The sequence below is a fragment of the Stenotrophomonas sp. genome (genome assembly GCF_035634915.1).
GTDB lineage: Bacteria > Pseudomonadota > Gammaproteobacteria > Xanthomonadales > Xanthomonadaceae > Stenotrophomonas.
This window is the reverse complement of the sequence record NZ_DASQCB010000013.1, coordinates 146161-159198: the sequence shown is the minus strand read 5'-3', so window position 1 is coordinate 159198 and position 13038 is coordinate 146161. Positions and strand designations below refer to the sequence as shown.

The following is a 13038-nucleotide window of genomic DNA, read 5'->3' as shown; positions in this document are numbered from 1 at the left end:
GCTTCAGAACCACATGCGCACACCGGCCACCCAGCGCGTGTCGCGCGCGTGGTCGCCGGCAGCGTCGGCGGCATCGCCGAAACTGCGCTCGTGGCTGATGCCGATGTACGGCGCGAAGCGGCGGCTGAACTCGTAGCGCAGGCGCAGGCCGGTCTCGACTTTGTTCAGGCCGCGGCCGATGCCGTACTCCGGTTCGTCCTTGGCCGCCAGCGTGGCTTCCACCACCGGCTGCAGGATCAACCGGTTGGTCAGCAGCACCTCGTATTCCACTTCGGCCTTGGCCAGCACCTGCCCGCCGGAGCCCAGGTAGAGCGTGGCCGAGCTTTCGAACTTGTACGGTGCCAAGCCCTGGATACCGAGGGCCGCCCAGGTGCGCGAGTCTGCCGGGCGGAAATCCTGGCGCACGCCGACCAGCACGTCCCACCACGGCGAGACGCTGCGGCCGTACAGCGCTTCCAGCGACGAAGACTCGGTGCGGCTGCCACTGCGCTCGCCATCGCTGCGCAGCCACAGGCGGTTGATGTTGCCGCCGATCCAGCCGGTGGCTTCCCAGGCCTGGCCGTTCCCGTTCCTGCCGTCCCAGTGTTCCAGGCGGTCGATCAGCAGCAGGCTGTTGATCTCCGGCGCGTGCTGCATGGCGCCGTGGTCGATGGGCGGGAAGGCGGCGGCGCGGTCGGCGTCGGTGGGTACCGGGATCGGTTCGCGCGGTTCACTCGGCGCGGGCATGGACATGTCGTGGCCCATCGCCGAGTGGTCCATCGTCGTATGGTCCATCTGCGAGTGATCCATCTCGCCGTGGTCCATTTTCGAATGATCCATCTTGGAATGATCCATCTTCGAGTGGTCGACCGGCGCCTGTGCGAGCGCTGCCATGTCATGGCCTGCGTGCGCGTCATGCGACTGCGCGAACGCGGGCAGGGCAGTGGCCAGGCCAATGGCCAGCAGGCTGCGGGAGAGGTGACGGCTCATTCTTCGATCCTCACTTCGCGCATCATCCCCGCTTCCATGTGGTACAGCAGATGGCAGTGGTAGGCCCAGCGGCCGAGCGCATCAGCGCGCACGCGGTAGCTGCGGCGGGTGCCCGGCGGCATGTCCACGGTGTGCTTGCGCACCTGGAATTCACCCTGTGCGTTTTCCACGTCGCTCCACACGCCGTGCAGGTGGATCGGGTGCTGCATCATGGTGTCGTTGACCAGCACGATGCGCATGCGCTCGCCGTAGTTCAGTCGCAGCGGTTCGGCGCTGGCGAAGGGGATGCCGTCGAACGACCAGGCGAACTTCTCCATGTGCCCGGTCAGGTGCAGCTCGATCTCGCGGCTGGGCTCGCGGCCATCGGGGTCTTCAAACAGGCTGTGCATGGCGGCGTAGGTCAGTACCTGGCGCCCGTTGTCGCGCAGGCCGATGCCGGGGTCATCCAGCTTGGGGTCGGTAGCGCTGCTGCGCATGTCCACCAGCGGGTTGTTGCGTTCGCTGGCGGGGTGCTTCGGTGCCTTGCTGGCGCTGGCATCACCGTGGGCAGCATGGCCCATGCTGGCGCCACAGCCACCTTCCATGCTCTTCATCGCGGCCATGTCGTGGCCGCCGTGAGCCCCCATGTCATGACCGCCCATGTCATGGCCCATGTCACTCATCGTCAGCAGCGGGCGCGGGTCGCGCTGCGGTACTGGTGCCTGCAGGCCATGGCGCACGGCCAGGGTGCCGGCGGCGAAACCAGTGCGGCCCATGTCCTGGCAGAAGAGGGTGAAGGCATCCTGGCCGGTCGGTTCCACCAGCACATCGAACGTCTCTGCCGGGGCGATGCGGAATTCATCGATGCTGACCGGATGGATGTACTGGCCGTCAGCGGCGACGACGGTCATCTTCAGGCCGGGGATGCGCACGTCGAAGTAGGTCATCGAGGCGCCGTTGATGAAACGCAGCAGTACCTTCTCGCCACTGCGGAACAGCCCGGTCCAGTTGCCGGCCGGGGCCGTGCCGTTCATCAGGTAGGTATAGGTGTGGGCGTTGACGTCGGAGATGTCGGTGGGCGTCATCCGCATCCGGCCCCACATGCCGCGGTCGGCCACGGCGGCCGACCAGCCATCGCGGCGCACGTCGCGCACGAAGTCGGGCAGGGTGCGCTTGTAGTAGTTGTCGTGCTCGGCGAGCTTCTTCATGCGCCGGAACAGCGCGCCCGGGTCCATGTCGGTCCAGTCCGAGAGCAGGACCACGTGCTCGCGGTCGTGGTGGTACGGGGCCGGTTCGGCCGGGTCGATGATGAGCGCACCGTACAGCCCCGCCTGTTCCTGGAACATCGAATGGCTGTGGTACCAGTAGGTGCCCGATTGCTTCAGCTGGAAGTGGTAGTGGTAGGTCTCGCCCGGGCCGATGCCGTTGAAGCTGAGGCCGGGCACGCCGTCCATGTTGGCCGGCAGCAGGATGCCGTGCCAGTGGATGGAGGTGGGGTGGCGTTCGAGCGTGTTGCGCACGAACAGGTCCACGGTCTGGCCTTCGCGCCAGCGCAGGATGGGCGCGGGCAGCGAACCGTTGACGGTGATCGCCGGGCGGGTGCGGCCGGTGAAGTTGGCCAGCGACTCGCCGATGGCCAGCTCGACGCGGGTATCGGTGAGTACGGCGGGGGCGCCGGCCAGGCGCGGGGTGGCGCTGGCCGCGGCGAGCGCGCGCTGCGGCACGCCGATGGCGGTGGCTCCGGCGACCACGCCGCCAGCGGCCAGACCCTGGACGAACAGGCGGCGCGACGCCATGGGCAGGCCGCCCGGGCCGGGGGGAATGCGGGTATTCATGAGTGACTCCAGACACGGGAAGGCGCCGGCAGCTGGCCGGCAGCGGTACGCGTGGAATCAGCCGATGGGAGGGCGTGAGATGGGCGGCAGCGGCGGTGCCGGGCGGCCCGCGCCGGGCATCGGCTGCGGGGCCAGTGAGAGCGCCGGGCCGGTCAGGAATGGCTGCGGCTGCACGGCCAGCAGCGGGTGCTGGGCGCAGCTGCGTACACAGTCCTTGATCTGGCAGTGGGCGTCGTGGGCTGGGGCTTCAGCCTGCGCGGCGGGCGCGGCCTTCATGCCGGCGTGGTGGTGGCAATCGCCCTCGGCTGCGTCTGCGGCGGCCATGGCATGCGCCATCCGGCCCATCTGCTCGTGCCCGCCGGCCATGGCCGCGTTCAGCCCGTTGAGCAACAGGCTGAGCATGAGCACGACGCGGAGCAGGGTCGAGGCGAGGGACATGGGCGTCAATCTAGCGGCAAGCGGGGCGCAATGCACATCCGCCTGAATGGATGGTTCAAGGTTGGACCCGCACGAGGGTAGAGTCGAGCTTGCTCGACTGCGCTTGGCGCAGAATCAACAGCAGTCGAGCAAGCTCGACTCTACAAAGGCATGCACCACGGCAGGCGACGCAGCGCGCGGCGCGGCACGCCAGGACGGTCAGCCTTCCTCGCGCACGACCTCCACCAGGCGCGGGCCGTAGCGGCTCAGCTTGGTGCCACCGATGCCGCCGACCCGGGCCAGTTCGTCCAGGCTGGTTGGCCGCTGTTCGGCGATGTTGCGCAGGGTGCTGTCGTGGAAGATCACGAACGCCGGCACGTTCTGTTCGCGCGCCAGCTCGGCGCGCAGGCCACGCAGGGCGTTGAACAGCGCAAGGTCCTGCGGCAGCACCGACAGGCCGGTGCGCTGGGCGCTGCGCTCGCGGCCGCCGCTGCTGCTGGCAGCGTCGCGGCGCATGCTGATCTGGCGGCGCCCGGTCAGCACCGCGCGGCTGGCGTCGGTCAGGCGCAGGCCGCCATGGCCCTCGCTGTCCACTTCCAGCAGGCTGGCCGCCACCAGTTGCCGGAACACGCTGCGCCAAGTGCGCGCATCCAGGTCGCGGCCGATGGCATAGGTGCTGAGCTTGTCGTGGCCCTGCTGCTTGATCTTCTCGTTCTCGCTGCCACGCAGGATATCGATCAGGTGGCCCACGCCGAAGCGCTGGCCGCTGCGGTAGACGCAGCTCAGCGCTTTCTGCGCGGGGATGGTGGCATCCCAGGCGGCGGGCGGGGTCAGGCAGTTGTCACAGTTGCCGCAGGGCTGCGGATAGGTTTCGCCGAAACCGGCCAGCAGCACCTGGCGGCGGCACTGCATGGATTCGCAGTAGCCCAGCAGGTGGTCCAGCTTGGACCGTTCCAGCTGCTTGCGCTCCTCGCTGGCTTCGGACTGCTCGATCATCTGCTTGAGCAGCACCACATCGCCCAGGCCGTAGCACAGCCAGGCCTCGGCGGCCTCGCCATCGCGGCCGGCGCGGCCGGTTTCCTGGTAATAGCCTTCCATCGACTTGGGCAGGTCGGTATGCGCCACGAAGCGCACATCCGGCTTGTCGATGCCCATGCCGAAGGCGATGGTGGCGCACATGACGATGCCGTCCTCGCGCAGGAAGCGGCGCTGGTTGCTGGCGCGCACTTCCGGCGGCAGGCCGGCGTGGTAGGGCAGGGCGTTGAAGCCCTGGCCGCAGAGGAATTCGGCGGTTTCCTCGACCTTGCGGCGTGACATGCAGTAGACGATGCCGGCCTCGCTGCGGTGGCCACGCAGGAAATCGGTCAGCTGCTTGCGGGCGTTGTCCTTCTGCACCACGGTGTAGCGGATGTTGGGCCGGTCGAACGAGCTGACGAAGTGGCGGGCCTCGGCCAGGTCCAGGCGCTCGGCGATCTCGCGCTGGGTGGGCGGGTCGGCGGTGGCGGTCAGCGCGATGCGCGGAATGTCCGGCCAGCGCTCGTGCAGGACGGTGAGCTGGCGGTACTCGGGGCGGAAATCGTGGCCCCACTGCGACACGCAGTGCGCCTCGTCGATGGCGAACAGGGCGATGTGGCTGCGCGAGAGCAGCGACAGGAAGCGGCCGGTGAGCAGGCGTTCGGGAGCGACATAGAGCATGTCCAGCTCGCCGGCCAGCAGCTCGCGCTCGACGCGGGCGGCGGTTTCGCCATCCAGGGTCGAGTTCAGGTATTCGGCGCGCACGCCGAGCTGGCGCAGGGCTTCGACCTGGTCCTGCATGAGCGCGATGAGCGGGGAGATGACGATGCCGCAACCGTCACGCAGCAGGGCGGGGACCTGGTAGCACAGCGACTTGCCACCGCCGGTGGGCATGAGGACGAGTGCGTCATGTCCGGCAGCCACGTGCTCCACGATGTCCTGCTGGGGACCACGGAAATCGTCGTAACCAAAGACGCGTTGGAGCAGATCGTGCGCGGGACGGGAAGCCATCCGGCTAGTTTACCCCGGCGGGGGGGTAGGGGTTCGGCAGGGCTGCGCCCTGCACCTGCTTGGAGCAACGGCAACGTCAACGTCAAAAGCCGGCTATCCGTGGGTTGGCGGGGCGGTGTCGGATTGCGGGGACGCCGCAAGTACGTCCTTGTAGGCTTGGCAGCCGCATCCATGCGGCTGACACCCCGCAATCCGACACCGCCCCACCTCTGACAGGTTCACGCGGCTGTAGGTAGGTGTCGACCTTGGTCGACACATCTGTCAGATATCGAATGAACCATCCACGCGTGGCGTGACTCTGCTGTGTCGACCAAGGTCGACACCCACCAGAGCAGAGGGCCGTTCCGGCAGATCGCGGAAAACTGTCGAAGGCGGGGTGGGGCCGGTTGAGGGGGTGTGAGCCGCATGGATGCGGCGACCAAGCCCCCATGGGTGAGGGCGCTTTGCTTGCGAAGCACTGCTTCGCAAGCGCCCGAACGCCCAGCCGCCAGCGGCTGGGCCGGACCCCGGAGGGGGGGTACGGCGTCCCCCTCAACCGGACCCACCCCGCCAACCCACGGAAAGCCAGCTTCTGACGTTGACCTTGACCTTGCCGTTGATTCGGCAGGTGCAGGGCTGCAAGCCCTGCCGAAAAACCCCAAAACCCTTACTGGAGCAGGGAACGCAGCATCCAGGCGTACTTCTCGTGGGTCTGCAGGCGCTGGGTCATCAGATCCTCGGTCGGGGCGTCGTCGGCGTCGTCGGCCACATCCAGCACTTCACGCGCCGTACGGCAGACCGCTTCGTTGGCGACCACCAACTGGCGTACCATTTCCCGCCAGTCCGCACTGTCGGTCAGCCCCGGTTCCTCGGCGATCGAGGTCAGCGCAGCGAATTCCCGGTAGGAGCCCGGGGCATTGAAACCCAGCGCACGGATACGTTCGGCCACATCATCCAGCGCCGCCCACTGCTCGGTGTACTGCGTCTCGAACATCGTGTGCAGCGAGTTGAACATCGACCCGGTCACGTTCCAGTGGAAGTTGTGGGTCTTCAGGTAGAGCGTGAACGCATCAGCCTGGAACCGCGACAGACCGTCGGCGATCTTCTTGCGGTTGCCCTGGGTGATCCCGATATCGATGTTGGGTGCCGACGGTGCCGCCGCTGCAAGCTTCTGCTTGCCGGTCTTGGGCTTGGTCGTGCTCTTGGTCTTCGCCATGGGGTTCCTCCTTGTGGAATCGTTGGCCTTCACAGTAGATCAGTCTTGATGACTGGTCGCTTTCAAAGTTTTGAACGAACCGATTGATGAACGCTATCGATAAAAATCCGCCGCCCCGCCTGCGCCAACAGCGTGCCGCCATCGACGGTGCCATGAGCCGCGACCGGGGCCGCTTGCTGGGAATGCTCTCGCGTTGCCAGGCCAAACCGCAGGATGCGGCGCTGGCCGCTACCTTCGAGCAGGCCTTGCAGGCGTCGGTGCAGCGCCGGCAGGTGCGGGCGCAACAGCAGCCATCCATTACTCTGGACCCGCAGCTGCCGATTGCGCGTGAAGCCGAGGCGATCATCGGCCTGATCCGCGACCACCAGGTGGTGGTGATCGCCGGCGAAACCGGCTCGGGCAAGACCACCCAGCTGCCGAAACTGTGCCTGGCCGCGGGCCGTGGCCAGGCCGGCATGATCGGCTGCACCCAGCCCCGCCGCATCGCCGCACGTGCGGTGGCCAGCCGCGTGGCGCAGGAACTGCAGAGCGAACTGGGCCAGCTGGTGGGTTACCAGGTGCGCTTCAATGACAAGGTCAGCGACGACAGCCGCATCAAGTTCATGACCGACGGCATCCTGCTGGCGGAGATCGCCAGTGACCGCTGGCTGTCGAACTACGACACGATCATCGTCGACGAGGCGCACGAACGCAGCCTCAACATCGACTTCCTGCTGGGCTACCTGAAACAGCTGCTGCGCAAGCGCCCGGACCTGAAGCTGATCGTCACCTCGGCCACCATCGACACCGAACGCTTCGCCCAGCATTTCGACAATGCGCCGGTGATCAGCGTGGAAGGCCGCACCTTCCCGGTGGAAGTGCGCTACCGCGCGCTGGAAGGCGAGGGCGAAGACCAGGGCGAGCGCACCGTCAACGATGCCATCGTGTCGGCCATCGACGAGATCACCCGCCTGGATTCGCGCGGCGACGTGCTGATCTTCCTGCCCGGCGAACGCGAGATCCGCGACGCGCACCAGTCGCTGGAGCGGCGCAAGTACCGTAATACCGAAGTGCTGCCGCTGTACGCGCGGCTGTCCAACCAGGACCAGGACCGGGTGTTCAATCCGGGCCCGAACCGGCGCATCGTGCTGGCCACGAATGTGGCGGAAACCTCGCTAACCGTGCCGCGCATCCGCTACGTGGTCGATCCGGGCTTCGCCCGTGTCAAGCGCTACAGCCCGCGCAACAAGCTGGACCGCCTGCACATCGAGCCGATCTCGCAGGCCAGCGCCAACCAGCGCAAGGGCCGTTGCGGCCGTATCGCCGAGGGCATCTGCTACCGCCTGTATGCCGAAGCCGATTTCCAGGCACGGCCGGAATTCACCGATCCGGAAATCCGCCGCTCCAGCCTGGCCGGGGTGATCCTGCGCATGCTGCAGCTGGGCCTGGGCCGCATCGAGGACTTCCCGTTCCTGGAAGCACCGGACGAACGCGCCGTGGCCGATGGCTGGCAGCAGCTGACCGAGCTGGGTGCGATCGATGCCGAGCGGCGCATGACCACCATCGGCAAGCAGATGGCGCGTCTGCCGGTGGACGTGAAGCTGGCGCGCATGCTGGTGGCCGCGCAGGCCGCCGGCTGCCTGCGGCCGATGCTGGTGATCGCCTCGTTCCTGGGCATCCAGGACCCGCGCGAACGGCCGCCCGAAGCGCGCGGCGCGGCCGACAGCGCGCATGCGCAGTTTGCCGATGGGCGCTCGGAATTCGTCGGTGTGCTGCGCCTGTGGGACGCCTACCGGCAGGCCCATGAAGATCTGACCCAGTCCAAGCTGCGCGACTGGTGCGGCCGCCACTTCCTCGGCTTTCTGCGCATGCGGGAATGGCGCGAGCTGCATCGCCAGCTGCGCCTGCTGTGCGAGGAACTGGGCTGGAAGGAAGAAGCCACTGATGCCTCGATGGCACCGCTGCTGGCTGGCAGCAGTGCGCCTGCCCCGGCGCGTGATGATGCAGCGGCAGTGAAGGCCACCCGTGGCCAGCTGCACCGCGCCGCGCGCCTGGCCCGCGAAGGCAAGGCCGAAGCCGCACCGGCCCCGGTGGCCGTGCGCGCGCAGAAGGAACAGGCGCCGGCCGGTGGTGGCTTCAGCGAGCGTGTGCGCGCTGCCGCCTACCAGACGCTGCACCGTGCACTGGTGGCGGGTCTGCCGACGCAGATCGGCCACCGCACCGAGAAGGGTGATTTCCAGGCGCCGCGCCAGCGCCGCTTCCTGCCGTTCCCGGGCTCGGCGCTGTCCAAGCGCCCGCCGCCGTGGCTGCTGGTGGCCAACCTGCTGGACACGCAGAAGGTCTGGGGCATGACTCTGGCCGCGATCGAGCCGGACTGGGTGATTGCCGAGCTGCCGCACCTGCTGCTGCGCAAGCACTTCGACCCGCACTGGTCGCGCGCGCAGGGCCAGGTGCTGGCCTCCGAGCAGATCAGCCTGTTCGGCCTGGTGCTGGCGCCGAAGAAGCCGGTGCACTACGGCCGCATCGAACCCGGCGAAGCGCATGACATCTTCGTGCGGCAGGCCTTGGTGACCGGCGAGATCAACACCCGCGCCAGCTTCGTGGCCGACAACCAGAAGGTGCTGGAACTGGCCCGCGAGGAAGAGGCCAAGCTGCGCCGTGCCGGCATCGTCGCCGACGAGGACTGGCAGGCGCGCTGGTACCTGGATCGCGTGCCGCCGCAGATCCATTCGGCGGCCGGCCTGGATACCTGGTGGAAGGCACTCCCGCCGGAGCAGCGCAAAAGCCTGCACTGGTCGCTGGTGGACCTGCTGCCCGGCGAAGGCAGCGAACAGGAGCGCTACCCGAAGTACCTGCCGCTGGGCCAGGCACGGCTGCCACTGCATTACCGCTTCGAACCAGGTGCCGACGATGACGGCGTGACCCTGGATGTGCCGCTGCACCTGCTCAATGCGCTGGACCCGGTGCAGCTGGGCTGGCTGGCGCCGGGCTTCGTGGCCGACAAGGCCTCGGCGCTGATCCGCAGCCTGCCCAAGGCGATGCGCCGCAACTACGTGCCGGCACCGGATTTCGGTCGCGCCTTCTTCGAGGCGTTCCCGCAGCCCAGCGCCGATGCCATCACCGGCGAGCTGGCGCGCTTCCTGTCGCGCGCGACCGGCGCGACGGTGACCGCGCTGGACTTCGAGCCCGGTTCGATCGAACCGCACCTGCACATGAACCTGCGCCTGCGCGACGAGCACGGCAAGGTGCTGGCGACCTCGCGTGACCTCGATGCGCTGCGTGCGAAGTTTGGTGGCCGTGCCGGTGATGCCTTCGCCGCGCGTGCCGGCCGCGAAATGGCGGCCGACGGCCTGCGGACGTTCCCGGCCACGCCGATTCCGCTGCAGGTGCCCGGCGAAGCCGGCGTGCCCGCGTACCCGGCGCTGCTGGACGAAGGTGACAGCGTGGCGCTGCGCATCTTCGCCGACCGCCAGCAGGCGCAGGAGGCCCATCCGCTGGGTGTGCGCCGCCTGCTGGAAATCGCCCTGGCCGAGAAGGTGAAGCAGGCACGCAAGCAGCTGCCGGTCGCGCCCAAGACCGGCCTGCTGTACGCGGCCATCGAATCGCAGGAGCGCCTGCGTGGCGATCTGGTCGATGCGGCGATGAACGCAGTGCTGGCCGAGGGCCTGGAGGACATCCGCGATGCGGCGGCCTTCGAACAGCGTCGCGACCATGCGGCCAAGGCGCTGTTCGGCGAAGCGATGTCGCGGCTGAAGCTGGCCGAGACCATCCTGGCGCTGGTGGCCGAACTGAAGCCGCTGCTGGAAGCGCCGCTGATGGGCTGGGCGCGCGGCAACCTGGACGACATGGAAGCGCAGCTGGTCGGCCTGATCCACCCCGGGTTCCTGCGCGATACGCCGGCCGATGCGCTGGCTCAGTATCCGCGCTACCTGAAAGCGATGATCCTGCGTACCGAACGCGCCAAGCGCGATCCGCCACGCGACCAGGCGCGCATGCTGGAACTGACGCCATTCCTGGATGCGCTGCGCGAAGGGGACGCGCAGGGCCTGCGCGAGCGACCGCAGTGGCAGGCGCTGCGTTGGGATCTGGAAGAGTTGCGGGTGTCGTTGTTCGCGCAGGAACTGGGCGCGCGCACCGGCATTTCGGCCAAGAAGCTGGCGCAGCGGGTGACCGCACTGCGCCAGGCGTGAATCCGGTCCTGTAGAGCCGAGCCCACGCTCGGCTCTACAGCAAGGTCACGGCGTTACTTGGTGCGGCGCACCTTGGGCTGGGTGTTCACGCCGTCGACCTTCATGTACCACACGCCCATCAAGCCGGGCTTGATGCTGACCTTCGGCGATTGCGCCCGCACGCCGGATACGCTGGTGGCGTCGACCTGTTCCCAGACCTGGCCGTTGTCCAGCGTGTAGGTGCGGCCTTTGCCGAAGCCGCGGAATTCGCCCTGCAGCACGCCGGTGACCGGTTCGCTGCTGCCGAAGTCGAAGAAGCCACGGTTCTTGACGATCACTTCCTGGCGGCCTTCCTCCCGCGCCTCTTCGCGCACGGCGGCCACCGCCTGGGTGGTGGCCGCTTCGACCTTGCCCTGCAGCCAGCGGTTGAGCGCGGCCAGCTCGGCGGCGCTCAGTCTGTCCAGACCGGCGGCCTTGAACTCCTCTGGGCTCATCTGCTGCTGCAGATCGCCATCGACAACGCGTTGGGCCAGGGCCGGCAACGCGGCAGTGCACAGAACGAGGGCGACACACAGCGGGCGCAACAGGCGCAGGGACATGGCATTCCTCCTGGATGTGGCCCGAGTGTAGAGCAGCGCATGCGGGCCAGCACCCCCCTACGGCCTGCGTTGCGTCCTCCAGGCGCGCACCGGTCGTGCCTGATCGTCCATGCGCACGGTCACCACCCGGTGCCGGCGCAGTGTCTGCATCACCTGGGCCGGCGCCTGCAGGCGGGCCTGCACGGCTGCGTCGGCCACGTCCGAGCGGCGCAGGCGGCGGTCGGCGTCGGCAAAGCGGGCCCGGTTGTATTCCGCCCAGCCGATCAGCAGCAGCCCGCACAGCAGGGCGATGATCGGCAACGCGGCCAGGATGAAGGGATCGACCGCGTTGCGCTGCAGGTACAGGCGCTGCCAGCCGGCCTGCAGGCCCAGCACCCAGGCGATGAGGGTCACCAGCGGCACCCACAGCCAGGCGTAGGCCGACCAGGCCAGCAGGGTGGCGGCCCGCTGCAGCAGGCGCTTCTGCCGGGCCAGCCGTTCGGGGCGGACGATGACGGGCGCCGGGGTCATGACAGCCCCCGATCCGGACTGATCCAGCGTGCGCGGCGTTGCTGCCGCCATGGCAGCAGTGTGCGGGGAAGGGCCACCACCGCCGCGGCCATGCCGATGGTCCAGAACGCCAGTGGATACCAGATGACCCAGTAGAACTGGCGTGCCAGGCCGCGCTCGTAGCGGCGTTCGATCAGCAGGCTGGTGCCGAACTGCAGCAGGCACACCAGGGCCAGCACCACCCCGTGCCAGCGCGGCAGCAGGGTATCGACGTAGAGGGCGCGGGGCAGCGGCATCGCCTTGCCCAGCAGCCACAGGATGACGATGACCAGCATCGTGTAGGCCCAGGCCAGGCTCAGCGCGTATTCCAGCAATACGCCCCACATCCGCCGTCGCCGCCAGGACAGCACCTTGCGGCCGTGCTGCAGCAGTACCTCCACGCCGCCGCGGGCCCAGCGCAGGCGCTGGCGCCACAGTCCACGCAGGGTCTCGGGCATCAGCACCCAGCACAGTGCGTTGGGCTCGTAGCGGATATCCCAGCCATCCAGCTGCAGGCGCCAGGAGATGTCGATGTCTTCGGTGACCATGCGATCGTTCCAGAAGCCGACCCGGTGCAACGCGGTGCGGCGGAACGCGCAGATCGCGCCGGACAGGGTGAACAGCCGGCCGTAGACGCGCTGGGCACGCTTGATCAGGCCGATGATGGCCGAGAACTCGCCCACCTGCATGCGTGCCAGCAGGGTGGTGCGGTTGCGCACGCGCGGGTTGCCGGTGACCGCGCCGACCCGAGGGCCGTCGATCAGGTGGCCGACCATCCAGCGGGTGGCGTGCGGGTCCAGCAGCACGTCGGCGTCGACACAGACCAGGTATTCCGAGCGCGCAGCCAGGGCGCCGATGCGCAGTGCGTTGGCCTTGCCCTGGTTTTCTTCCAGATGCACCACGCGCAGGTTCGGGTACTGCGGCAGCAGCCCCTCCAGCACGGTGGCGCTGGCGTCACTGCTGCCATCGTTGATCGCGATGATCTCCAGGCGTGGATAGACCTGGGCCGCGATGGCATGGATCGTGTCGGCGATGTGGGTCGCTTCGTTGAAGCAGGGCACCAGCACGCTGACCGGCGGTTGGATGTGCAGCGGCGGCGGTGCGTCAGGGAGCGCAGACCCGCGTTCGCGGCGCAGGTAGTAGTAGATGCCGCCAACCATCCAGAAGAAGGCCATGATGACCGGATAGAAGAAGGCGAAATTGAACAGCAGTGAGACGGGTGAAACGCTTTCCATCCACGACATCGGCACTCCCCGCAGGCATGCTGCGGACCACTGCCGCAGCGGCCTCGACCATGCCGGTCGCGTTGTAAACCCGGCGTGGTTGTCTGAACCGTCCAGTCA

The 13038-nt window shown here is 68.1% G+C and carries 9 protein-coding genes; 1 reads left to right on the top strand and 8 read right to left on the bottom strand.

Features of this window, described 5'->3' with window-relative positions; all coding sequences use genetic code 11:
- Positions 1–3: 3 nt before the first annotated feature.
- From VER16_RS11005 to VER16_RS10985, 5 genes are all read right to left on the bottom strand, one after another.
- Positions 4–969, bottom strand: coding sequence for a copper resistance protein B (locus VER16_RS11005; RefSeq protein ID WP_324808056.1), 966 nt, complete (start codon positions 967–969; stop codon positions 4–6).
- Positions 966–2783 (bottom strand): copper resistance system multicopper oxidase, encoded by a 1818-nt coding sequence (locus tag VER16_RS11000; RefSeq protein WP_324808054.1) that lies wholly within the window; start codon positions 2781–2783, stop codon positions 966–968. Before VER16_RS11000 ends, VER16_RS11005 begins: the two co-directional genes overlap by 4 nt.
- Positions 2784–2840: 57 nt before the next feature.
- Positions 2841–3221 carry a CopL family metal-binding regulatory protein gene (locus VER16_RS10995; RefSeq protein WP_324808052.1) on the bottom strand — a complete coding sequence of 127 codons (381 nt, stop codon included), beginning with the start codon at positions 3219–3221 and terminating at the stop codon, positions 2841–2843.
- 198 nt (positions 3222–3419) lie between these two features.
- Complete coding sequence (recQ, locus tag VER16_RS10990) at positions 3420–5225, bottom strand: DNA helicase RecQ (protein ID WP_324808050.1); 1806 nt, start codon at positions 5223–5225, stop codon at positions 3420–3422.
- A gap of 646 nt (positions 5226–5871) precedes the next feature.
- Positions 5872–6420 carry a Dps family protein gene (locus VER16_RS10985; RefSeq protein WP_108753905.1) on the bottom strand — a complete coding sequence of 183 codons (549 nt, stop codon included), beginning with the start codon at positions 6418–6420 and terminating at the stop codon, positions 5872–5874.
- Between the two features lie 86 nt (positions 6421–6506).
- Here VER16_RS10985 and hrpA point away from each other — a divergent pair, with 86 nt between their 5' ends.
- The gene (gene hrpA / locus VER16_RS10980; protein ID WP_324808047.1) at positions 6507–10589 is read left to right on the top strand and encodes an ATP-dependent RNA helicase HrpA; all 4083 of its coding nucleotides are present in this window, start codon (positions 6507–6509) and stop codon (positions 10587–10589) included.
- A 53-nt stretch (positions 10590–10642) separates the two neighbouring features.
- Here the strand turns inward: hrpA and VER16_RS10975 are convergent, their stop codons facing one another.
- The 3 genes from VER16_RS10975 to pgaC are packed head-to-tail and all read right to left on the bottom strand — an operon-like array spanning position 10643 to position 12930.
- On the bottom strand, positions 10643–11167 hold the full coding sequence (locus tag VER16_RS10975; RefSeq protein WP_324808045.1) for a hypothetical protein: 525 nt from the start codon (positions 11165–11167) through the stop codon (positions 10643–10645).
- Positions 11168–11224: 57 nt separating this feature from the next.
- Positions 11225–11677, bottom strand: a complete 453-nt coding sequence (pgaD, locus tag VER16_RS10970; protein WP_324808043.1) for a poly-beta-1,6-N-acetyl-D-glucosamine biosynthesis protein PgaD — start codon at positions 11675–11677, stop codon at positions 11225–11227.
- On the bottom strand, positions 11674–12930 hold the full coding sequence (pgaC, locus tag VER16_RS10965) for a poly-beta-1,6-N-acetyl-D-glucosamine synthase (protein WP_324808227.1): 1257 nt from the start codon (positions 12928–12930) through the stop codon (positions 11674–11676). Before pgaC ends, pgaD begins: the two co-directional genes overlap by 4 nt.
- Positions 12931–13038 lie beyond the last annotated feature (108 nt).